Genomic DNA, 22,150 nt, shown 5'->3' on the forward strand with positions numbered 1-22,150 from the left:
TTGTGAAGATCAACAAAGTTAGAAAGTCTATCAATAATTAAAATGGATTCTAAGAGCTGTTTGTAAACAGCTAAAAATAATTATCATGTTTCCAATAACTTAGTATTTGTGAGTTTTATATTTGTAACTCTAGTCGCTGATTAACTTTTATTTGTTATTCAACAGGTAAGAGTAAGGAGATCACTATGACCACCCAAACTGTACCTACTGAAGAAAAAAAAGGCGGCTTTTTTGCCAATTTTAAGTTCCCTTCAGCCTACACGATTCTGTTTATTTTGATTGCACTGGTTGCACTGCTGACCTGGATTGTTCCTGCTGGTCAGTATGATCGAGCAATGAATGAAGAGTTGGGGCGAGAAGTCCCTGTCACAGGCACTTACCAATCTGTGGAGGGTAACCCTCAAGGCGTTATTGACGTGCTTCTGGCACCGATTGACGGCTTCTATGACCATAATAGCTATGAAGCCGCTGCGATTGACGTATCTCTGTTCATCCTTGTGATTGGTGGCTTCCTCGGGCTGGTGACCAAAACAGGCGCTATAGACGCTGGGATTGAACGTGTAACACAGCGTCTCCAAGGCCGAGAAGAGATGATGATTCCTATCCTGATGGCTCTGTTTGCTGCCGGAGGAACCGTCTACGGCATGGCCGAAGAATCCTTGCCATTCTACACTCTGTTGGTACCAGTGATGATGGCGGCTCGTTTTGACCCATTGGTTGCCGCTGCAACTGTGTTACTTGGTGCTGGCATTGGTGTTTTAGGTTCCACTATCAACCCTTTTGCTACCGTGATTGCCGCTAACGCTTCTGGCATTCCGTTTACTGATGGCATCATGCTACGTGTCTTAATGCTAGTGATCGGCTGGATCATCTGTGTTGCCTACGTCATGCGCTACGCGCGGATGGTGCGAGAAGACCAAAGCAAGTCAATTGTTTACGATAAATACGAAGAAAACAAAGCGTATTTCCTTGGTAATCAAACTGGCGAATCTCTTGAGTTCACTACTACACGTAAAGTGATTTTAACCATCTTCGGCGCTTCATTCGGTGTGATGATCTACGGTGTTTCTGTCGCGGGCTGGTGGATGGCGGAAATTTCAGCCATGTTCTTAGCAGCAACGATTTTAGTTGGACTCGTCGCACGTATGAGCGAAGAAGAATTTACTAACAGCTTTATCGATGGCGCTCGTGACCTACTCGGCGTAGCGCTGATCATTGGTATTGCGCGCGGGATTGTGGTGGTCATGGACCGCGGTATGATCACTGACACCATCTTGTACTCAGCGGAACAGATGGTGACGGGTCTGTCTTCGGTCGTGTTCATTAACGTCATGTTCTTCCTTGAGATATTGCTATCTTTCCTTGTACCTTCAACCTCTGGTCTGGCGGTACTCACCATGCCAATTATGGCCCCACTCGCAGACTTTGCTGGTGTCGGACGTGATCTAGTCATCACGGCTTATCAATCTGCCTCTGGGTTGGTTAACCTCATTACCCCCACTTCGGCAGTCGTTATGGGCGGCCTTGCCATTGCCCGTGTGCCTTATGTGCGCTGGGTGAAATGGGTGGCACCATTGCTAGCCATTCTGACGCTATTCTGTGTTGTGATGATCAGTATTGGTGCGCTTATCTAACTGACTATTTGCCTTACACTCGCTCACAGGACGTGGGCTCTCAAAGCCGCCTTAGTGCGGCTTTTCTTGCTTCTAGGCTAAGTAAAAACCGTCTAGAGATTCCCTACTCGTTCCTTCGCCTCTCTATGGAATGACTAACAAAACTCCTCTTCACTACAACACTGTCATCCTCAAGAGTGAGACACGAACGAGTTGGGGATCTCTGGAAGCAAGCAGCGTTACTTTAGAGATTCCCTACTCTCTCCTTCGTCGCTCTATGGAATGACCAATTCAAACAACACCATTCAATAAATCTATATTTCTCGATGTTTAATAATAAGAAAAACTATCATAGTTAATTAACTTTATTAATCTAACTTATTTTAGTGTTTGGCATTTTTTAAATATCCAATGTGATCAAAGCAACATTTATCACCAAATATTTTGTTATAAAACGCTTAGCTCAATAATCGAAAGCAATTAACTAGAAAGTTAGAGTGCATAATTCCAATCTAAAATACCCGTCGTAAGTAATTTAAATTTGCATATTATTCCTTTATAAGGATATTAATCAGATATTAAACCTCAACTTATGCATAAACTTCCCTCTCAAATGGTTAAATAGAGAGTTCACATACCAATAACAACTGCATAGATATTGTTAAAACCCTTTAAAATACAGGCTTTAGACGTAAAAAACGAACTGTGATTGATCTCTAAGATTCCTCTCCAGACAAGCGTAATATGAATTTCAGAAACAAAATAAGTGAATAAATAAATTCGCTCTTCTATTCCCTACAAATTAAATATTAGTTTTTAAGTTTTAAAACTAATTATAAATATAAGAGAGATACGATCATGAGTAAGTTATACGTAGGTTCTGAAATCGGTCAATTACGTCGCGTGCTGGTGCATCGCCCAAGACGAGCACTGACTCACCTGACGCCTTCCAACTGCCACGATCTGCTATTTGATGACGTACTTGCCGTCGAGCGTGCAGGCAAAGAGCACGATGTGTTCACTCAAACTTTGCGCGAACAAGGTGTGGAAGTCTTACTACTTACCGACTTGTTGGCAGATACACTGGCTGTCTCAGAAGCCAAAGACTGGCTGTTAAGCCGTCAGGTATCGGATTACCGTTTAGGTAAAACTTTTGCCAATGACGTTCGTTGCTACTTAGGCGACCTACCCAATGTTGAGCTAGCTAAGATTCTTACCGGTGGTCTTTCTTACGCTGAAATGCCAATCACATCCTCTTCAATGATGCAGGGGCTTCACGCACCAACCGATTTCATCATTGAACCATTACCCAACCACTTGTTCACCCGTGACACTTCGTGTTGGGTCTATGGCGGTGTCTCTATCAACCCAATGGCGAAACCCGCTCGTCAACGTGAAACCAACCATGTTCGCGCTATCTACCGCTGGCATCCAAGTTTTGCTGGTCAGGACTTTATCAAGTACTTCGGCGATGAAGAGAAAATCTACGACAACTCGACCATTGAAGGTGGTGATGTCTTAGTCATTGGTAAAGACGCTGTGCTGATTGGTATGTCTGAGCGCACAACCGCTCAAGGTGTTGAACATTTAGCGTCTGGCCTATTCAAACATGGTCAAGCGAAGCAAGTGATTGCCATGGAATTACCGAAACATCGTTCCTGCATGCACTTAGACACTGTGATGACTCATATGCGTGAAGATACCTTCTCTGTTTACCCAGAGGTGATGCGCAAAGATGTCAAGTGCTGGAGCCTGACTGGCGATGCGTCTGGCGCTGTGAATGTCAAAGAAGAAGGTTACTTCGTGACGGCTATCGAAAAAGCGCTTGGCGTCGACCAGCTCAACCTTATCACCACGGGCGGTGACAACTTCAACGCGGAACGTGAACAGTGGAACGATGCGAACAACGTTCTTACCGTCAAGCCTGGTGTCGTGATCGGATACGAAGGCAATACCTACACCAACGAGAAATACGACAAAGCGGGCATCACAGTACTGCCAATTCCTGGCGATGAGCTAGGTCGTGGCCGCGGCGGTGCACGCTGCATGAGCTGCCCAATCGAACGTGATGGTATTTAAGTAACGGTTAAGTTGGCGAGAGCGACTTAGCTCTCGCCCTCAGCAGAGAGATTAAAGCAATGACAAAACAAACTGTAGTTGTCGCACTTGGTGGAAACGCCCTACTTCGCCGCGGTGAACCGCTAGAGGCCGAAGTGCAACGTCAGAACATCGAAATTGCCGTCAAAGCTATTGCGGAAATTGCCGAGCAATACAATGTCGTGCTGGTGCATGGCAATGGCCCACAGGTCGGTTTGCTGGCTCTACAAGGCTTGGAATACAAGAAGGTAGCACCATATCCACTGGATGTTCTGGGCAGTGAAACGCAAGGCATGATTGGTTACATGCTGATGCAAGAGTTCAAAAACCAAATGCCGAACGTCAACGCGACTTGCATGTTAACGCAGATGACAGTGGACCCAAATGACCCTGCATTTGACAATCCAACTAAACCTATCGGCCCGATCTACCAAGAAGCAGAAGCACGCGAACTAGCAGAGAAGTACCATTGGACCATCAAACCTGACGGTCAGCACTTCCGCCGCGTTGTACCTAGCCCACAGCCAACAGGCATCGTCGAAAATGAAGCCATCACTAAGCTCATCGATGAAGGCCACTTAGTGATTTGTACTGGCGGTGGCGGCATCCCAGTCAAAAAAGAGAATGGCAAACTGGTTGGTGTTGAAGCAGTGATTGATAAGGACATGTCCGCAGCATTCCTTGCCAAGCAGCTAAACGCTGATGCTTTACTCATCCTTACTGATGCAGACGCGGTTTACCTCGATTGGGGCAAACCTACCCAACAGGCGCTGCGCAGCACTCACCCCACTGAATTAGCGCAGTACCAATTTGATGCTGGCTCAATGGGACCAAAAATAGAAGCATCATGCGAGTTCGTCCAACAAGGCGGCAAAGTGGTCGGTATCGGCGCACTGGAAGATGGTTTGCGCATTCTTCAAGGTACGGCAGGCACCAATATTACTCAGGGCTAATACCAATCAGCTCTATCTTACGCTAGGGCTGCGATAAAACATTCACTCAAGTTCATTACTGCACTTTCTTACCTCTTTCCCTGCAACGAGAAAGTGCACATCGATAAGAAGGAAAACATCATGGCTTTCAATCTACGTAACCGTAACTTCCTAAAACTATTAGACTTTACTCCACGTGAAATTCAACACATGTTGGACCTATCCGTCGAGTTAAAAAAAGCGAAATACAACGGCTATGAGCAACCTCGCCTGAAAGGCAAAAACATCGCTCTGATCTTCGAGAAAACATCGACTCGTACCCGCTGTGCCTTTGAAGTTGCGGCTTTTGACCAAGGCGCTCAAGTTTCTTACTTAGGTCCAACAGGCTCTCAGATTGGTCACAAAGAATCGATGAAAGATACCGCTCGCGTTTTAGGCCGAATGTACGATGGTATCGAGTACCGTGGATTTGGTCAGGAAATTGTCGAAGAGCTGGGCGCTTACGCGGGTGTACCGGTATGGAATGGTTTGACCGATGAGTTCCACCCGACGCAAATTCTCGCTGACTTCCTAACTATGATGGAACATGGCCGTGGCAAACAGCTACACGAAATGAAGTTTGCCTACCTAGGCGATGCACGCAACAACATGGGCAACTCTCTGATGGTTGGCGCCGCTAAGATGGGCATGGATATTCGTCTCGTCGCGCCTAAGCAGTTCTGGCCAGAAGAAGCCCTTGTGGCACAGTGCCGTGAGATCGCTGCAACAACCGGTGCAAAAATTACCCTGACTGAAGAGGTTCAAGAAGGCGTTCAAGGTTGTGATTACCTGTACACGGATGTGTGGGTATCGATGGGCGAAGCAAAAGAAGCCTGGGCAGAACGTATCAACCTCATGCTGCCTTACCAAGTCAACATGGACATGATCAAAGCAACAGGTAATCCTCATGTGAAATTCATGCACTGCCTACCTGCCTTCCACGGCGAAGATACCACGGTAGGTAAGCAGCTTGCTGAAGAGTACCCAATGCTGAAAAACGGCTGTGAGGTGACTGATGAAGTGGTTGAATCTGACTACTCTATTGTGTTCGACGAAGCTGAAAACCGTATGCACACCATCAAAGCGGTGATGGTCGCAACACTAGGCGACTAATATCATCGAATAAAAGTAATCATACTCAAATTAGACTGGGTATTGTTTGCAGGGAAATGCGGGTGGCGTTCATCATGTATCAAAAACATGCCGAATAAAGCCCGCATTTTTTTTCATACTCACGAGCTCATCATCTCCCTCAATCCAAGAGGACATAACCGCTGCAAACGTGTTGCCAAAATAGGCGAAATACGCATAAAAATCCAATTTATGAATACTTTAAGCAAACGCTTGCGTTGGCTTTTTTTGTCCGTATAATCCTCCGCAATTTGTCTTCGGAGGATCAAAATGAACCTGTCAGCAACCACTCAATGTTGGCTTAACTTATACCCTGACTCAGGGACATGTGTGGTTTCATTTCGTTCTATCGATCCTTTTCAAGCCTCCTATTTAGGGGGCTTTTTTTTGTCTGAAATTTACATCAACCCATGGATTAACAATCCACATCGGTTGGACAAACTCACCCATTGAGACGAGGAAACATTGCGATGGCGCATTCGTTATTTAACAAGCACATTATCTCCATTCCTGAGCTCAGCCGTAACGAGCTAGAGCTTATCGTCGACACCGCAGCTAGGCTCAAAGCCGAGCCAGACCCGACACTGCTTAAAAACAAAGTGGTGGCAAGTTGCTTCTTTGAACCTTCCACGCGCACCAGGCTGTCATTTGAAACGGCTGTGCAGCGTCTTGGCGGCACAATCATTGGCTTCGACAATGGTGGCAACACGTCACTGGCGAAAAAGGGGGAGACACTGGCCGATTCTGTACAAGTGATTGCTTCTTATGTCGACGCCTTTGTGATGCGCCACCCACAAGAAGGCGCAGCACGCCTAGCATCCGAGTTTTCTAACGGCGTCCCCGTGGTTAACGGCGGTGATGGCGCGAATCAGCATCCAACTCAGACTCTGCTGGACTTATTTTCTATCTACGAAACCCAGGGCACGCTCGACAACCTCAATGTCGCGTTTGTCGGTGACCTTAAATACGGTCGTACTGTCCACTCTCTGACTCAAGCACTGGCCAAGTTCAACAATGTTCGCTTCTTCTTTATCGCTCCTGAAGCATTGGCGATGCCCGATTACATCTGTGAAGAACTCGAAGAAGCAGACATCCAATTCAGTATGCACAACAACATTGAAGACGTCGTACCGGAGCTTGATATCCTGTATATGACGCGCGTGCAAAAAGAGCGCTTTGATGAGTCTGAATACGCTCATATCAAGTCAGCGTTCATTCTCACCGCCGATACGCTAAAAGAGGCTCGTGAAAATCTTAGGGTTCTTCACCCATTGCCACGCGTCGATGAAATCACAACAGACGTCGATAAAACACCACACGCTTACTACTTTGAGCAGGCTGAAAACGGTGTCTATGCGCGAGAAGCCTTACTTGCCCTTGTTCTAAGTGAAACCCTTTAATTGCAGGAGAATGATCATGGTGAAAGAAACTCAACTACAAGTAGAAGCCATTCGTAACGGTAGCGTGATTGACCATATTCCTGCTAACGTCGGCATTAAAGTGCTCAAACTATTTAAAATGCACAAGACCAATCAACGCATTACCATAGGTCTCAACTTACCTTCTTCAGCTCTCGGTGAGAAAGACCTTATCAAGATTGAAAATGTTTATTTGACCAAAGAGCAGGCCAACCGATTGGCTTTATATGCGCCGAAAGCCACTGTGAACCAGATTGAAGAATATCAGGTGGTCAATAAACTCACTTTAGCGCTTCCAGAACATATTCATAGTGTCTTTGAGTGTCCAAACAGCAATTGTATTTCGCACGGGGAACCTGTCGAAAGCCACTTTAAAGTGCAGCAGAAACAGCATCACGTTCAGCTCAAATGTCATTACTGTGAAAAGGTATTCTCACGCGAAATCATGGCAGAAGCCCGCTAATCAGCCCTGATAGCCGCTCTATAAAAGCATTGTGGATATTTATTCCTATCTCAGAATAAATATCCACACACAACAGAATTATCAACCAATAGAATCGCAAATTAATAGTTATTAATTGGTGATCCCTTTCAAAAAGCCACACTTTATTTGGTGGTAAGATACTCTGAATAAACATCTTAAGTCACCAAAGAAGTGACAGCTCAATGTCTGAGGCACTACTAAGGAAAGAAGTGCTGAAGGTCGCAAGGAAGAGTTATCTCTACGTCATGTTTTAAGGAGTTCGCATGAGTGAAACTCTCAATCTAGTTTCAGTGAATTACGCTGAAGACAAAACCCTGACTGCAGCCTGTAAACGCCTGCTTCAACAACAGAGCTTTACCACTCAAAATGAGTTACGCGAAGCACTGGTTGATATCGGCTTTGATGGTATCAGCCAATCGACTGTCTCGCGTCTACTGTCTCAGCTTGGGGTGGTTAAGGTTCAGAATGCCTGTGGTAAAAAGGTGTATTGCATCACCGTTGAAACCGCACCTGTACGTGTTGAATCGTCAATTTCTTCACAAATTGAATTCATTACCCATAATCAGGCGATGGTGGTGGTTAAAACTCACCCTGGCAGTGCTCAGCTCGTCGCAAGATTAGTCGACATCGACCCACACACTGAAATTCTTGGTACCGTAGGGGGTAACGACACCGTCTTAGTGATACCAAAAGACATCGCTCATATTGATGCCTGCGAAAGAGTGGTACGTACCCGACTCGGCGTGGCCTAAATCTTTCCGATGTTATCGATACTTAAGTCAGGCATCGGCCTGACTTAAGCTTTTGAATTAGCGATATTTGTCGGAGTGTGAAACTTATTCCCCCTTTCCCCTGTCTGATTAAGTTAAAATGATGAAAATTTAACTCAAGTGACTTTTCTATGCGTGCCGTCTTTTCACTGATCCTATTATGCCTGACTGTAGCATCTGCTCCTGCCTTGGCGCTTTTTGAGCAGTCTAACTCTGCACCAAGCTTCGGAAATCAGACCAATACTTTTGTCCCTGTCGATCAAGCTTTTCCATTTAACGCCTATCAACAAGGCGATAGGGTTTTCCTCGACTGGCAAGTCAAACAGGATTACTACCTCTACCAGCACCGTTTATCGGTCAGTGGTGAACAAGTCAACGTTGGCAAGCTGAAAATGGAAGATGGTCAGCCCTACCAAGACGAGTTTTTCGGTGAGGTCAACATCTATACGACGCCCCTGTTTGTCGAAGTGCCTTTGGCCGATTATCAGGATGGCGCGCGTCTGATTGTCCAGTATCAAGGCTGCGCCAAAGCAGGCTTTTGTTACCCACCAGAGACTCGCGTGGTTGACTTAACCCATTTTCAATCCAGCGCTAGTGACAAATCGGCACCAACAGTCAGCACAAATTCTGCACCGACAGATGCTCAACCCAAGCCGTCACAGCCGGTTTCTCAGGAATCGAGCCTAGCATCGAGCTTAAGTGATAGCTGGTGGACACCATTACTGTTTTTGGCGCTGGGTGTCGGCCTTGCATTTACACCATGCGTACTGCCGATGTATCCAATTTTGACCAGTATTGTACTTGGCAGCGGCAAACTGAGCCACGGCCGAGCATTAGGCCTAGCGTTTATTTACGTTCAAGGGATGGCCCTCACCTATACCTTATTAGGGTTGGTTGTCGCCTCCGCGGGTATGCAGTTTCAAGCTGCCATGCAACATCCTTACGTCCTGATTGGTTTAAGCGTCATGTTTGTCGCCTTAGCGCTGTCGATGTTTGGAGCCTACACCATTCAACTGCCAAGTGCTGTACAGACGTGGCTAAATAACTTGAGCAACAAACAACAAGGTGGCAACTCACTGGGCGTATTCGCCATGGGGGCAATTTCAGGATTAGTCTGTTCGCCTTGTACCACAGCGCCACTTTCAGGCGCGCTACTATACGTCGCACAAAGCGGTGACTTACTCACTGGCGGAGTAGCCTTGTATGCTCTAGCGCTGGGCATGGGCATTCCGCTGATGTTGGTCGCGGTGTTTGGTAACAAACTACTGCCAAAAGCGGGGAACTGGATGGACAGAGTAAAAACCCTGTTTGGTTTTATTTTACTTGCCGCGCCAATCTTCTTACTTGAGCGCATCTTGCCAGAAACATGGGCGACTGGATTATGGTCAGCGCTGGGGCTAGCTGCTTTTGGCTGGCTATACCACGTCAAAAATTCACTACCATTTGGCGGCTGGAAACAAAGTGCCATCGGTATCATTGCTGTGCTCGGCTTATTTGCCTCTGCGCAGCCAGCGTTGAATTACTGGTTTGGTCATCATACACAGCAAGTACAGCCTAGTATTGAGTTTACACGCATCAACACAGTGGCAGAACTCAACACACAGTTAGAACAAGCGCAGCGAGCGGGCAAACCTGTGATGCTCGATTTCTATGCTGACTGGTGTGTGGCATGTAAGGAGTTCGAAAAATACACCTTCCACCAGCCTGATGTGGAAGCAAAATTGCGCAATTTTGTACTGTTGCAAGCCGATGTCACCAAGAATCTACCGCAAGATATTCAACTGCTAAAACAGATGAATGTACTCGGTCTACCGACAATCGAATTTTGGGATGCCAGCGGCCAACATGTCTCCAACGCCAGAATCACCGGATTTATGCAGGCAGAACCGTTTTTACAACACCTTAGCGCCCATCGCTTGTAGGGGCTATCTCATTTTACTCAACGCCAGTCTGATGACTGGCGTTTTTGCCTCTTGAGCGGTTAAAAGCAATTTGGCGATAAAACCCGATACAGTTCAGACTTTTAGGCTATGAATATTGTTCATACTCTCAAAGGTGACAATAATTCTTTTAAGCAAACTTTTATAGCAGTAAACGTCATGGATTCGACCTACACCATTATCATCGCCGACGATCACCCTTTGTTTCGCAATGCGCTGTTTCAGTCCGTGCATATGGCGATTAGTGGTGCCAATTTATTAGAAGCGGATTCCCTCGATGCACTTTTGGCCGTTTTGGCCAAGGAAGACGACCCCGACCTGCTGCTCCTTGATCTAAAAATGCCCGGCGCCAACGGCATGTCAGGGTTGATTCAGCTAAGAGCAGAATATCCAGACCTGCCGATTGTGGTCGTGTCTGCTAGTGAAGAAGCGTCTGTCGTGACGCAAGTAAAAAGCCATGGAGCGTTTGGTTTTATCCCTAAATCAAGTGACATGCGAGAATTGGTCAGTGCCTTAAATCAGGTCTTGAGCGGCGAACCTTTCTTTCCAGAAGGTTCCATCACCAACAGTGCGGCCTGCAATGACTTAGCAGATAAAATTGCCACTTTAACGCCTCAACAATACAAAGTACTCGGAATGTTATCCGATGGTCTGCTAAACAAGCAGATTGCTTATGAGTTAAATGTTTCTGAGGCCACCATCAAAGCCCACATGACAGCTATCTTTAGAAAGTTAGGTGTGAAAAGCCGCACTCAGGCTGTAATTTTACTTCAGCAGCTAGAATCTGAATCTTAATATTCTTTTTCACACTATCTCGATCATTTATCTGCTAAGATAGGCAAAGTCGTTCATTCGTTCGACTTGTTCATCCCTCTGTTTCACTAACTCTGGGAGTCATATCATTGCTTAGCGTATTGATCACTCAATTTGTCGTTCTCTGGGCCGTTATCGATCCAATTGGATCCGTTCCAGTTTATCTGTCACAAACTCAACACCTCACTGCCAAACAACGCCGTCTAGTGGCGCTAAAAGCGGTAGGTATCTCAGCAGGCGTGCTTCTGTTCTTCCTTATCGCAGGTCAGTTGCTTCTGGATGCGATGCAGATTCCTCTACCTGCATTTCAGGCTGCCGGTGGCTTGGTGCTCTTGCTGTTCGCCCTAACAATGATTTTTGGTGAATCTAAACCTGAACAGGAAACTAAGCTATCAGAAGAAGTCAGCCACTCAGATCTGGCCGATTTAGCCGTCTACCCGCTTGCCATCCCCTCGATTGCGTCTCCGGGTGCAATGATGGCGATCGTGATGCTGACCGATAATCACCGTTATTCTATGGCCGACCAAGGTATCACCGCTGCAGTAATGGTAGGTGTTCTTTTAATCACTTTGCTCTTGCTATTAGGTGCGACGCATATCCAGAAATGGATCGGCAATGTCGGGGCTGCAATAATTAGTCGTGTAATGGGGCTCATCCTTGCAGCAGTGGCACTAAATAACCTGCTCTTGGGTATCAAAGATTTCTACCTAGGGTAAATTATTTTACAAAGTCATCAATAATTCATTAGACCTTTGGCTAATTTAACAACGAATTAACATCACAAAAGTCTATCATTTAAATCCTAAGCGCCTTATTTTGAGGCGCTTTTTGTTTTCCTCTACACGACTAAAGTTGAAAAGAGTTCTCGCTATTACCTTGCTAGAGTTGATGTTGAAACATTTTCTTAACAACACAATCAATCGTAAGGAGGCGGCAATGGCGTTTGAAAGTCAGGAACGAGCCAAGGCCTACTGGGATAAAAATGTAAAACTGATGATCAGCTTAATGGTTGTCTGGTTTGTCGTTTCTTTTGGCTGCGGCATTCTATTTGTCGACGAGCTTAATCAATTTCAGATAGGTGGCTATAAACTGGGCTTCTGGTTTGCACAACAAGGTTCCATCTATACCTTTCTAGGCATTATTTTCTACTACGCGTGGAAGATGCGCCAGATCGATCGCGAATTTGATGTGGACGAATAAGGAGCAGCTTAGATGGATTTGAAAACAATCACTTATCTCGTTGTAGGTGCCACTTTTATCCTTTATATCGGTATCGCAATTTGGGCACGCGCGGGATCAACTAAAGAGTTCTATGTAGCAGGTGGTGGGGTTAACCCAATCGCCAACGGCATGGCAACGGCCGCGGACTGGATGTCTGCTGCTTCCTTCATTTCAATGGCAGGCCTTATTGCCTTCATGGGCTACGGAGGTTCCGTATTCCTGATGGGGTGGACAGGTGGTTATGTACTACTCGCGCTTCTCTTAGCTCCTTACCTGCGTAAGTTTGGTAAGTTCACGGTACCTGAGTTCGTTGGTGAACGTTTCTACTCAAATACTGCACGTATTGTTGCGGTCGTGTGTCTGATCATTGCATCAGTAACGTACGTCATCGGCCAGATGAAAGGGGTTGGGGTAGCCTTCGGCCGATTCCTTGAAGTAGACTACTCGACTGGCCTCCTGATAGGTATGTGTATCGTATTTATGTACGCAGTGATGGGCGGCATGAAAGGTATTACCTATACTCAGATTGCTCAATACTGCGTACTGATTCTTGCGTACACCATCCCAGCTATCTTTATCTCGCTGCAGCTTACCGGAAACCCAATTCCACAAATTGGTCTCGGTAGCACCATGGCCGGAACAGATGTCTATCTACTCGATCGGCTTGACCAAGTAGTGACCGAACTCGGCTTCAGTGAATATACCACCCAAGTCCGGGGCGATACCCTGAACATGTTCGTTTATACCATGTCTCTGATGATAGGTACTGCCGGTCTGCCACACGTCATCATCCGATTCTTTACCGTACCGAAAGTGCGTGATGCGCGCACTTCAGCGGGTTGGGCTCTCGTCTTTATCGCCATTCTATACACGACTGCACCTGCGGTATCAGCCATGGCACGTCTAAACCTAATGGATACGGTTAACCCAGCTCCGGGGCAGAATCTGGCTTACGATGAACGCCCTGACTGGTTCAAAAACTGGGAAAAAACTGGTCTACTTGGCTTTGATGACAAAAATGGTGATGGCAACATCCAATACACATCAAATGCTGAAACCAATGAGCTAAAAGTTGACCGTGACATCATGGTGCTGGCTAACCCAGAAATTGCCAAGCTACCTAACTGGGTCATTGCACTGGTGGCTGCTGGTGGCTTAGCCGCCGCACTGTCTACTGCTGCTGGTCTGCTGCTCGCAATATCATCGGCGATATCTCATGACTTAATCAAAGGTGTGATTAATCCGAACATCTCTGAGAAGAAAGAACTGATGGCTAGCCGAATATCCATGGCGGTCGCGATTGCTGTGGCGGGTTATCTAGGACTCAATCCGCCTGGCTTTGCCGCCGGTACGGTGGCACTGGCCTTCGGTCTGGCTGCTTCGTCCATCTTCCCAGCCTTGATGATGGGTATCTTCAGCAAGAACATCAACAAAGAAGGCGCGATTGCTGGCATGATTGCAGGTATCACGATCACACTGTTTTACGTATTCCAGCACAAAGGTATCCTGTTCATCGCGGACTGGAAATACCTAGAAAGCTGGGGCAGCAACTGGTTCCTTGGTATCGAGCCTAATGCCTTTGGTGCCATTGGTGCGCTATTCAACTTCCTAGTTGCATTCGCGGTATCGAAAGTCACGGCAGAAACACCACAAGAAGTGAAGGATTTGGTCGAACATGTTCGCTTCCCAGCAGGCGCTGGAGATGCGGTAGACCACTAATCAACACTTAACATTGAAAGCCCCTCACGGGACGACCCGTCCGGGGCTTTTTTATTGCGCTTAATTCAGTTACCGTAGTTTCGAAATGTTGTCGCAAGGAAGCCAAGATGTTCAAAAATAAGCACTTTATTGTCGCTCTTTTGATTGCCCCGATTCTGTCCATTATTGCCTACTTTGGCACTGACATGGCCGTCAGCGAAAAACCTCATGCTGCGAAAGAGGGCCAGAGTTACAAGCTGGCCAGCAAATCAAACTGTCGCTACACCAGTGGTTTATGCGATATGGAAAACGGGGACTTTAAAGTCAAGTTCCGCTCTGAAAGGCTCACCGAAGACAGTCTTGAACTGTCACTGCATGCTGCGCATGCTCTTCAAGGGGTTAAGCTCTCTTTGGTTAGTAGCGAAAATCAGAACGCACAACCCATCGACATGCAGCCAGCCGACCAAGCAGGGCAGAACTGGTACATCAGATTACCTAAACCCACCTCAGCGGACAACTGGTTGAGAGTGGCCATTCAATCTGATGGCACCTTATATTATGGGGAAACACAAACCGTATTTGTAAAATACGAGACCCTGTTTACGGAATAGAGAGACGCGGAGACAAGGAGCAAGATTGATGCCATTGCATCAGCCCAGCTCTTTTTGATGCTCTATTTCGGCTCTGGACCATACTGGTTATTGCCTTGATGGCCTTTGAGAAAACCACACTCAATAAGAATCCAAATGCCACACGCCAATGCAACCAGAGAACTTAGGGCTTGAAGCATTGTAGACTGCGGCATCTGTGTTGGATCACCAGTTGGTAGCGTCATACGACCTACCACCAATGGGACATTGAGTAGTAGCCACCAACTGGACTTGCCTCTATCATGCCAGCGCTTGGCTGTAATGGCCAAATCCGGCACCAGAACCACAATCAAAAATAGTGGCAGTAACAGGTGCGCCATACTTGGAAACAGCACATTCATACCCGTTGCAAAACCAATGATCAATGCGTAATAAACCACATTCCATATCCAGTAGGTTTTACGTCCTACTCGGCCTTGAAATGAAAACAACAGCTCTTTCATCGACATGACTACTTACCTAAAAATCAAAAATGTTAATTGACCACTTTTTGAAAACACTCTTTATCCATATCTCGGATATTGACCGTTAAACTATGCACGTGACTTGCTTGCTCCTGCAACACATCCATTAACTGGCGTGAAAGGTCGCGCTTTTGCTCCGCTGTTCTGCCATCAAGCAGTTCAAAACTAATATGAATAAAGTCAACGTTATCGCCATCTTCTCCAATCAGCCAATTGTGGCAGCGTAGCGCTCGGGATTTCACGGAAGGTACGTCAAAAAGCCCGCATTGAAGCGTCACTTGATGCAGGTCCTCCAATAGACCTTGTACATTCACGCGTTCATCGACGGAGTTAGAGTATTCCATTACTAAATTTGGCATTGTAGTCCTCAAATGTAAGAGAGTTTCAAAAAATCACTAAAATACTCCGCCACTATTACCAATTTCCACTGCGGTTTCCGAGTACAAAACCAGCATAATGCTTTACAGATCACTCAGTACAACAGAGCTTATACCAATTATGCGCTGTCACAACTTTATTCATTGCGTCAGAACCGATCAAGACATGATACTAGTCATGATTTGATGAGTTTAATCTGTTATATTCCTACGAAGATTTTTTACATTAATGAACTTTCTACATTAAATACAAAGGGAGATATTCCTATGCGTCGTCCTGTAGTGATGGGTAACTGGAAACTTAACGGCAGCAAAGCAATGGTAAAAGAGTTGCTAACTGGCCTTAACGCGGAACTTGAAGGTGTTGAAGGTGTTGACGTAGCCGTAGCTCCACCAGCGCTTTACATTGACCTTGCTGAGCGCGTTATCGCAGAAGGCGGTAACAAGATCATCCTAGGTGCACAGAACACTGACCTAAACAACAGCGGTGCATTCACTGGCGATATGTCTCCAGAAATGCTGAAAGACTTTGGTGCATCTCACATCATTATCGGCCACTCTGAGCGTCGTGAATACCATAACGAATCTGATGAGTTCATCGCGAAGAAATTTGCTTTCCTCAAAGAGAACGGCCTGAAGCCTGTTTTCTGTATCGGTGAATCAGAAGCTCAAAACGAAGCGGGTGAAACAGAAGCAGTCTGTGCTCGTCAAATTAACGCCGTGATCGATGCATACGGTGTTGAAGCACTCAACGATGCGATCATCGCATACGAACCAATCTGGGCTATCGGTACTGGTAAAGCAGCTACTGCTGAAGATGCACAGCGCATCCACGCTTCTATCCGTGCACTAATCGCAGAGAAAAGCGCAGCAGTCGCTGAGCAAGTCATCATCCAATACGGTGGTTCTGTTAAGCCAGAAAACGCTGAAGCGTACTTCTCACAACCAGACATCGATGGTGCTCTAGTGGGCGGAGCATCTCTTGATGCGAAGAGCTTCGCGGCCATTGCTAAAGCAGCGGCAGCAGCGAAAGCGTAATTTTTCCTTTAGGAAAACTCTTATTGAGGTCAGCGCAAGCTGGCCTTTTTTGTGTCTCACACATCAATCAAGTATCCTACGCTTTTCCGTCCAAAGAGTAGTGGTTTCGAATGCAGGATAAGCACGGCCTTTTGACTGGTCCCATCCCTCTCGTGCTCCGTCAAATGACCATTCCGATGACTTTCGGCATGGTGGCTATTTTGATGTTCAACTTGGTAGATACCTTTTTTATCTCTCTGCTCGGGACAGAAGCCCTTGCTGCCATCAGCTACACTTTCCCGGTGACCTTTGCGGTCAACTGCATCACGATGGGAATCGGGGTCGGTCTATCAGCCAATATCGGCCGTCTGCTCGGGCAAGGACAATCCGAAGATGCAGCACGCTTCTCAAGTCATGGACTCGCGCTAGCGGTGACTTTAGTCGCTTTTGCGTCTGGCTTAGGTTACTTCACCATTGACCCATTGTTCCTAGCACTTGGTGCAAAACAAGAACTGCTGCCACTGATAAACCAGTATATGCACATCTGGTACTTGACGATTCCATTACTTGTGGTCCCCATGGCAGGCAATAGCGCAATTCGTGCCACAGGAGATACCAAAACACCTGCCAAAATCATGATGCTGGCGGGCTTGATCAATGGTGTGCTCGATCCGTTACTGATTTTTGGTTATGGCCCATTTCCAGAGCTTGGGATTCAGGGGGCCGCCATCGCCAGTGCCCTAAGCTGGTTTGGCGCCTTAATCGGCTCACTGTATGTGTTGGTGAAAAGAGAAAAACTTCTCGCCTTACCCCACTTCAAAACGCTATGGGCTGACTGGCGACAAATCCTAAAAATTGGCACTCCGGCAGCGCTCTCCAACGCGATGAACCCGTTGTCCGGTGCGATTCTGATGATGCTACTCTCCAGTCACGGCACCGCGGCAGTGGCCGCTTATGGTGCAGCCCAGCGTGTGGAATCTATCCTTATCATTGTTTTGATGTCGCTCACCTCTACCTTAACACCATTCATTGCTCAAAATGTCGGGGCTAATAACCCTCAACGTAGCTTCGCTGGGCTATTTCTCAGCATGCGCTTCTCGCTGCTTTTCCAGTTTGGGATTTTTGTCATGATGGTTCCGCTGAGTATTCCACTTGCTGCGCTTTTCTCTCAAGAACAAGCAGTGAAAGATCTGCTTTGGCACTATTTGCTTGTCGTACCGTTCAGTTACGGTTTTCAGGGGATCGTCATGATGTTGGTGTCTGGCCTGAATGCACTGCATGAGCCGCTCAAAGCATTCCAATGGAGCTTTATGCGCCTATTCGCCTTTACCTTGCCTTGCGCATGGATGGGTAGCTACTTGTACGATATTGAAGGGCTATTTATAGGTATTGCGCTCGGCAATATATTGGGCGGCATTCTGGGTTATCTTTACGCGTTGAGAGTCCGACGCCAATTCTTAGCAGAAGCCGCATAACAAAACACCGACCTTGAAGGTCGGTGTTTTTTGATTCTTTACCATCTAGTCGGCGATAAGCTCATCTTCTTCGTCGGTGTCGAGCTCAACATCCAAAGGCTCTTGAGACAAGATAACACCAGTATTATCGGCGTAAAGGTAATCTTCGGGAATGAAAGTAACTCCCCCGAAATTGACGGGTACATCTACCTCGCCTACATTCTGCGATGCCGCCCCAACAGGGATTGAGGCCAAAGCTTGAATGCCGACATTCATGTCTTCGAGATCATCAACCTCACGCACACAGCCATAAACGATCAAACCTTCCCATTCGTTTTCTTCAGCCAGTGACGCCAGTTCTGCATCAATCAAAGCACGGCGTAATGAACCACCTCCATCAATAAGCAGAACACGACCTAGGCCATCTTGTTCGAGCACTTCTCGAATCAGACCGTTGTCTTCAAAACACTTCACCGTCGTGATTTGTCCAGCAAATGAGGCACTGCCACCAAAATTGCTAAACATAGGTTCTACTACATCCACTTGTTCTGAGTAAATATCACATAAAGCCGACGTATTGTATTCCATAGTGTTCCTTCCCATACGGTTCGTCATCTCCATCGAGTATATAGAGAGATCAAGTCATTGCAATGACAAGGCTCAATTAACTGGCCAGAGTTTGAGCTATAACCACCCCAGCAAACAACAAGTTAGTGACCAGAGAGCACTTCACAATAACTGGCATCATCGGGGCGATCTGCGCAGGCTGCTGTGCTTGCCATACAGCTTTGCCGTGTCTGTAAATCACGAATACGCTCAACAAAAACGGAACGCTCAGCCAGATAGACGCTGGCTGAAGCAGCAGGTACACAATAAACGCAAAGACAGCGCCAGCTAATAATAGTGCGTGATAATGCTTAGCATTTTTCTGCCCAAGACGAACGGCAACCGTGCGCTTTCCGCACTCTTCGTCGTTTTCAATATCCCGCATATTGTTGATGTTCAATACCGCGACTGCGAGTAAACCACAGCCTACTGAAGGCAAAACCAACAAAGGTGCAATAAGACCGGTGTGTAAAAAGAAGGTCCCAGCTACACCAAGCAAACCAAAGAATATGAATACTGATATATCACCGAGCCCCACATAACCATAAGGCTTATTCCCGACCGTATAAGCGATAGCAGCAACGATAGCCAGTATACCTAAGCCAATAAAAGTCAGAATGCTTTGCAGACTATCGAGCGCGTAAAAAACCAAAGCTAGCCCAGCAATGATGGTCAAGCCAACATTAATCACAATCGCCAGCCTCATATCTGCCTGAGTCACTGCACCGGATTGTACAGCGCGCGTAGGGCCAAGGCGTCTGTCGTTGTCAGTGCCTTTTATCGCATCACCATAATCGTTCGCTAAGTTGGATAGGATCTGCAATAAGGTGGCCGTGACAAAGGCTAAAACGCCAATCACCCAAGAAAAATGATGAGTAGAATAGGCCAGCACACTACCGGTTAATATCGATACTAGTGCCAATGGCAGCGTTTTTGGTCGAGCAGCGTCGAGCCAGATACGTAAAGACTGTTTCATACTGACTAGTGTAGTCTCATTGTAGAGTACAAGAATTGTGGCACATCAAAGTTCACGTAGAAACAAAAAAGGCCACCGACGTGACCTTTTCTAAATCATGAGTAAGTTTACGCTTACTTAACGCGACCTACGTATTCACCAGAACGAGTGTCTACTTTGATCACTTCACCAATAGAGATGAACAGAGGTACTCGTACTACGGCACCTGTCGTTAGTGTTGCTGGCTTACCGCCCGTACCTTGCGTGTCACCCTTAAGGCCAGGATCAGTATCCGTTACTTCCAGCTCAACGAAGTTTGGTGGTGTCACAACAATAGGGTTGCCGTTCCAAAGAGTCAGCATACAAGAGTCGTTCTCAACCAACCACTTCGCATTTTCGCCAACGGCTTTGACATCCGCTGCAATTTGTTCGAATGTTTCGTTGTTCATGAAGTGGTAGAATTCACCGTCGTTGTACAGGTAGTCCAGGTCGATATCCATGACATCTGCAACTTCTACCGTGTCGCCTGACTTGAATGTCTTCTCTAGAACTTTGCCTGAAAGCAGTTTACGGATTTTAACGCGGTTAAATGCCTGACCTTTGCCTGGTTTTACATACTCGTTTTCGAGAATGACACAAGGCTCATTATCAAGCATAATTTTAAGACCGCCTTTGAATTCATTCGTGCTAACAGTAGCCATTTTTTCCTCTTACCATTCTTCGAGTTAAATTTAATGCCGCACATCATAACCCGAAAAGTCGAATCTGTTGAGCAAAACTGGCTCAAACAGCTAGCGAATGGGATCTCTGATCCTGAAAAACTTCTACTACAACTGGAAATTGATCCTTCTCCCTGGCAAGGCGGATTTGAAGCGCGCAAACTGTTCGCCCAACGAGTTCCACAAAGTTTTGTGGATCGAATGGAGAAAGGCAATCCGTTAGATCCTTTGCTGCGTCAGGTTTTACCACTCTCAGAAGAGTTTGACGTACATTCTGGCTACTCTAATGATCCTTTGGAAGAACAGGACAACCAAATACCAGGTCTACTACACAAATACCGCAACCGAGCCTTGATGATCGTAAAAGGTGGTTGCGCGATCAATTGCCGCTATTGCTTTCGTCGTCACTTCCCTTACAGCGAAAACAAAGGCAGTAAATCGGTATGGGCTAAGAGCTTAGATTATATACGCCAACATCCAGAGCTGAATGAAATCATTCTTTCAGGAGGGGATCCTCTGATGGCAAAAGATGAGGAGCTGCGTTGGTTGATCGATCAAATAGCGGATATCCAACATATTAAGCGGCTGAGAATTCATTCTCGCTTGCCCGTTGTGATCCCAGACAGAATAACCACCTCGCTGGCTGAATTGTTTATGACGACCCGTTTGCAGGTGATTATGGTCACGCACATCAATCACTCCAATGAGATCAATCAGCAGCTGATAAATGCTTTAAGTACGCTAAAGCACTCGGGTGTGACTTTGCTAAACCAGGGCGTAATGCTCAAAGGCGTCAATGACAGCGTTGAGGCTCAAGTTGCGCTCAGCGAAGCACTATTCGATGCGGGTGTGCTGCCCTACTACATGCACGTATTGGATAAGGTGCAAGGTGCAGCACACTTTTTTGTTTCAGACCAACAAGCTAAACAGATCATGGCAGGAGTCATTGAACGAGTGTCCGGCTATCTGGTCCCTAAATTAACCAGAGAAATCGGCGGTAGATCCAGCAAAACACCATTAGATCTGCATTTAGAATGATGGTGAAAAGCAAACTGGGTTTGCCCTCATTGATTAGGTTGGCATAGTTGTGGCGAGCGGTATTTTGGTCGTAATAGGCTTGCCTTCAATCTGCTCACAGTTATTTATCCTAAAGGTAAATATCTTTTGTTCGCCTAAACCGAAGCCACTCGGCATACTCCACGGTTTAGGAGAACACTATGCACATGTTACCAGATCCCTTGCTCGACCTAGGTCCATTTGATTGGAATGCCCTACTGTGCTGCGCGTTCAATGGGCTGCTAATTGGTGCCGAACGCCAGACACGAGGTAAACCTGTCGGGATCAGGACTTCCATTCTAATCATCGCTGGTACTTACCTTTTTATGTCGATGGCAGTCTCTCTTTCACCTAATACTTTAGATCAAGCACGGGTGCTAGGTCAGATCATTACCGGTGTTGGCTTCTTAGGCGCTGGTGTGATGATGACGTTAGATGGCAAAATTCATGGCGTAACGTCGGCTGCCGTGATTTGGTTACTGGCAGCATTAGGACTAATGATTGGTCTCGGCTATTCGCAGCAATCTGTTGTTCTTACGGGACTAGCACTGGTTGTTCTGTTAGGAGTCGATAAAGCCGAGAATCGAATTAAAGCCTTACGTCGGGGTGTGCATCAGAAAATTCAGCAGCGCAAGCGTTCAAATGTCAGAAAGAAAAATGCTTCGAGCTAAGCATAAAAAAACCACCCAATTGGGT

General features: G+C 46.5%; 22 protein-coding genes. 17 read left to right on the forward strand and 5 right to left on the reverse strand.

The window, feature by feature from the left end; all coding sequences use genetic code 11:
* Nucleotides 1-185: 185 nt before the first annotated feature.
* The 13 genes from OH455_RS20235 to OH455_RS20295 all read left to right on the forward strand — a co-directional run bounded on the left by OH455_RS20235 (nt 186) and on the right by OH455_RS20295 (nt 14,767).
* Nucleotides 186-1,634 carry a YfcC family protein gene (locus tag OH455_RS20235; protein ID WP_269982616.1) on the forward strand — a complete coding sequence of 483 codons (1,449 nt, stop codon included), beginning with the start codon at nt 186-188 and terminating at the stop codon, nt 1,632-1,634.
* Between the two features lie 837 nt (nt 1,635-2,471).
* Entirely contained in the window at nt 2,472-3,692 is a 1,221-nt protein-coding gene (arcA, locus tag OH455_RS20240) for an arginine deiminase (protein WP_045977726.1), read from the forward strand.
* Nucleotides 3,693-3,751: 59 nt separating this feature from the next.
* Complete coding sequence (gene arcC / locus OH455_RS20245; RefSeq protein ID WP_269982617.1) at nt 3,752-4,663, forward strand: carbamate kinase; 912 nt, start codon at nt 3,752-3,754, stop codon at nt 4,661-4,663.
* Nucleotides 4,664-4,783: 120 nt separating this feature from the next.
* Nucleotides 4,784-5,794, forward strand: a complete 1,011-nt coding sequence (locus tag OH455_RS20250) for an ornithine carbamoyltransferase (protein ID WP_206376323.1) — start codon at nt 4,784-4,786, stop codon at nt 5,792-5,794.
* A 488-nt stretch (nt 5,795-6,282) separates the two neighbouring features.
* Nucleotides 6,283-7,212: an aspartate carbamoyltransferase gene (gene pyrB / locus OH455_RS20255; RefSeq protein ID WP_269982618.1), complete on the forward strand. Its 930-nt coding sequence runs from the start codon at nt 6,283-6,285 to the stop codon at nt 7,210-7,212.
* Between the two features lie 16 nt (nt 7,213-7,228).
* Nucleotides 7,229-7,693, forward strand: coding sequence for an aspartate carbamoyltransferase regulatory subunit (pyrI, locus tag OH455_RS20260; RefSeq protein ID WP_045977730.1), 465 nt, complete (start codon nt 7,229-7,231; stop codon nt 7,691-7,693).
* A 284-nt stretch (nt 7,694-7,977) separates the two neighbouring features.
* The gene (locus OH455_RS20265) at nt 7,978-8,466 is read left to right on the forward strand and encodes an arginine repressor (RefSeq protein ID WP_045977731.1); all 489 of its coding nucleotides are present in this window, start codon (nt 7,978-7,980) and stop codon (nt 8,464-8,466) included.
* A 149-nt stretch (nt 8,467-8,615) separates the two neighbouring features.
* Nucleotides 8,616-10,406 carry a protein-disulfide reductase DsbD gene (locus tag OH455_RS20270; protein ID WP_269982619.1) on the forward strand — a complete coding sequence of 597 codons (1,791 nt, stop codon included), beginning with the start codon at nt 8,616-8,618 and terminating at the stop codon, nt 10,404-10,406.
* Nucleotides 10,407-10,583: 177 nt separating this feature from the next.
* Entirely contained in the window at nt 10,584-11,219 is a 636-nt protein-coding gene (locus OH455_RS20275; RefSeq protein WP_045977769.1) for a response regulator, read from the forward strand.
* A 107-nt stretch (nt 11,220-11,326) separates the two neighbouring features.
* The gene (locus OH455_RS20280) at nt 11,327-11,953 is read left to right on the forward strand and encodes a MarC family protein (protein WP_045977733.1); all 627 of its coding nucleotides are present in this window, start codon (nt 11,327-11,329) and stop codon (nt 11,951-11,953) included.
* Nucleotides 11,954-12,173: 220 nt separating this feature from the next.
* Nucleotides 12,174-12,437, forward strand: coding sequence for a DUF4212 domain-containing protein (locus OH455_RS20285; RefSeq protein WP_045977734.1), 264 nt, complete (start codon nt 12,174-12,176; stop codon nt 12,435-12,437).
* Between the two features lie 12 nt (nt 12,438-12,449).
* Nucleotides 12,450-14,177 (forward strand): sodium:solute symporter family protein, encoded by a 1,728-nt coding sequence (locus OH455_RS20290; protein ID WP_206371739.1) that lies wholly within the window; start codon nt 12,450-12,452, stop codon nt 14,175-14,177.
* A 107-nt stretch (nt 14,178-14,284) separates the two neighbouring features.
* Nucleotides 14,285-14,767, forward strand: a complete 483-nt coding sequence (locus tag OH455_RS20295) for a hypothetical protein (RefSeq protein WP_206371740.1) — start codon at nt 14,285-14,287, stop codon at nt 14,765-14,767.
* A gap of 62 nt (nt 14,768-14,829) precedes the next feature.
* Here the strand turns inward: OH455_RS20295 and OH455_RS20300 are convergent, their stop codons facing one another.
* Nucleotides 14,830-15,255 (reverse strand): DUF805 domain-containing protein, encoded by a 426-nt coding sequence (locus OH455_RS20300; protein ID WP_269982620.1) that lies wholly within the window; start codon nt 15,253-15,255, stop codon nt 14,830-14,832.
* Nucleotides 15,256-15,281: 26 nt separating this feature from the next.
* Nucleotides 15,282-15,629 (reverse strand): 5-carboxymethyl-2-hydroxymuconate Delta-isomerase, encoded by a 348-nt coding sequence (locus tag OH455_RS20305; RefSeq protein ID WP_045977738.1) that lies wholly within the window; start codon nt 15,627-15,629, stop codon nt 15,282-15,284.
* A gap of 285 nt (nt 15,630-15,914) precedes the next feature.
* On the opposite strand from OH455_RS20305, the gene tpiA reads away from it, so the two are divergent.
* Complete coding sequence (gene tpiA / locus OH455_RS20310; protein WP_206376311.1) at nt 15,915-16,685, forward strand: triose-phosphate isomerase; 771 nt, start codon at nt 15,915-15,917, stop codon at nt 16,683-16,685.
* 110 nt (nt 16,686-16,795) lie between these two features.
* Complete coding sequence (locus OH455_RS20315) at nt 16,796-18,139, forward strand: MATE family efflux transporter (protein WP_269982621.1); 1,344 nt, start codon at nt 16,796-16,798, stop codon at nt 18,137-18,139.
* 45 nt (nt 18,140-18,184) lie between these two features.
* On the opposite strand, the gene rraA is transcribed toward OH455_RS20315, so the two are convergent.
* From rraA to efp, 3 genes are all read right to left on the reverse strand, one after another.
* Complete coding sequence (rraA, locus tag OH455_RS20320) at nt 18,185-18,706, reverse strand: ribonuclease E activity regulator RraA (protein WP_269982622.1); 522 nt, start codon at nt 18,704-18,706, stop codon at nt 18,185-18,187.
* 76 nt (nt 18,707-18,782) lie between these two features.
* Nucleotides 18,783-19,700 carry a 1,4-dihydroxy-2-naphthoate polyprenyltransferase gene (locus OH455_RS20325; protein WP_269982623.1) on the reverse strand — a complete coding sequence of 306 codons (918 nt, stop codon included), beginning with the start codon at nt 19,698-19,700 and terminating at the stop codon, nt 18,783-18,785.
* 113 nt (nt 19,701-19,813) lie between these two features.
* On the reverse strand, nt 19,814-20,380 hold the full coding sequence (efp, locus tag OH455_RS20330; RefSeq protein WP_021458016.1) for an elongation factor P: 567 nt from the start codon (nt 20,378-20,380) through the stop codon (nt 19,814-19,816).
* A 33-nt stretch (nt 20,381-20,413) separates the two neighbouring features.
* On the opposite strand from efp, the gene epmB reads away from it, so the two are divergent.
* Both epmB and OH455_RS20340 read left to right on the forward strand, forming a co-directional pair.
* Nucleotides 20,414-21,436 carry an EF-P beta-lysylation protein EpmB gene (gene epmB / locus OH455_RS20335; RefSeq protein WP_269982624.1) on the forward strand — a complete coding sequence of 341 codons (1,023 nt, stop codon included), beginning with the start codon at nt 20,414-20,416 and terminating at the stop codon, nt 21,434-21,436.
* 179 nt (nt 21,437-21,615) lie between these two features.
* A complete protein-coding gene (locus tag OH455_RS20340; RefSeq protein ID WP_269982625.1) occupies nt 21,616-22,125 on the forward strand; it encodes an MgtC/SapB family protein in 510 nt (169 codons plus the stop codon).
* Nucleotides 22,126-22,150 lie beyond the last annotated feature (25 nt).

It is taken from the genome of Vibrio sp. T11.5, from assembly GCF_027587155.1.
Taxonomy (GTDB): Bacteria; Pseudomonadota; Gammaproteobacteria; order Enterobacterales; family Vibrionaceae; genus Vibrio; species Vibrio neptunius.

Bases quoted from the DNA above. Each gene is read 5' to 3' on its own strand.
- OH455_RS20295 (WP_206371740.1), top strand. From the start codon at position 14,285: ATGTTCAAAAATAAGCACTTTATTGTCGCTCTTTTGATTGCCCCGATT.
- OH455_RS20235 (WP_269982616.1), top strand. From the start codon at position 186: ATGACCACCCAAACTGTACCTACTGAAGAAAAAAAAGGCGGCTTTTTT.
- OH455_RS20305 (WP_045977738.1), bottom strand. From the start codon at position 15,629: ATGCCAAATTTAGTAATGGAATACTCTAACTCCGTCGATGAACGCGTG.
- OH455_RS20290 (WP_206371739.1), top strand. From the start codon at position 12,450: ATGGATTTGAAAACAATCACTTATCTCGTTGTAGGTGCCACTTTTATC.
- OH455_RS20265 (WP_045977731.1), top strand. From the start codon at position 7,978: ATGAGTGAAACTCTCAATCTAGTTTCAGTGAATTACGCTGAAGACAAA.
- OH455_RS20300 (WP_269982620.1), bottom strand. From the start codon at position 15,255: ATGTCGATGAAAGAGCTGTTGTTTTCATTTCAAGGCCGAGTAGGACGT.
- rraA (WP_269982622.1), bottom strand. From the start codon at position 18,706: ATGGAATACAATACGTCGGCTTTATGTGATATTTACTCAGAACAAGTG.
- OH455_RS20315 (WP_269982621.1), top strand. From the start codon at position 16,796: ATGCAGGATAAGCACGGCCTTTTGACTGGTCCCATCCCTCTCGTGCTC.
- epmB (WP_269982624.1), top strand. From the start codon at position 20,414: ATGCCGCACATCATAACCCGAAAAGTCGAATCTGTTGAGCAAAACTGG.
- tpiA (WP_206376311.1), top strand. From the start codon at position 15,915: ATGCGTCGTCCTGTAGTGATGGGTAACTGGAAACTTAACGGCAGCAAA.
- pyrB (WP_269982618.1), top strand. From the start codon at position 6,283: ATGGCGCATTCGTTATTTAACAAGCACATTATCTCCATTCCTGAGCTC.
- OH455_RS20285 (WP_045977734.1), top strand. From the start codon at position 12,174: ATGGCGTTTGAAAGTCAGGAACGAGCCAAGGCCTACTGGGATAAAAAT.
- OH455_RS20250 (WP_206376323.1), top strand. From the start codon at position 4,784: ATGGCTTTCAATCTACGTAACCGTAACTTCCTAAAACTATTAGACTTT.
- OH455_RS20275 (WP_045977769.1), top strand. From the start codon at position 10,584: ATGGATTCGACCTACACCATTATCATCGCCGACGATCACCCTTTGTTT.
- OH455_RS20270 (WP_269982619.1), top strand. From the start codon at position 8,616: ATGCGTGCCGTCTTTTCACTGATCCTATTATGCCTGACTGTAGCATCT.
- arcA (WP_045977726.1), top strand. From the start codon at position 2,472: ATGAGTAAGTTATACGTAGGTTCTGAAATCGGTCAATTACGTCGCGTG.
- OH455_RS20325 (WP_269982623.1), bottom strand. From the start codon at position 19,700: ATGAAACAGTCTTTACGTATCTGGCTCGACGCTGCTCGACCAAAAACG.
- arcC (WP_269982617.1), top strand. From the start codon at position 3,752: ATGACAAAACAAACTGTAGTTGTCGCACTTGGTGGAAACGCCCTACTT.
- efp (WP_021458016.1), bottom strand. From the start codon at position 20,380: ATGGCTACTGTTAGCACGAATGAATTCAAAGGCGGTCTTAAAATTATG.
- OH455_RS20340 (WP_269982625.1), top strand. From the start codon at position 21,616: ATGCACATGTTACCAGATCCCTTGCTCGACCTAGGTCCATTTGATTGG.
- pyrI (WP_045977730.1), top strand. From the start codon at position 7,229: ATGGTGAAAGAAACTCAACTACAAGTAGAAGCCATTCGTAACGGTAGC.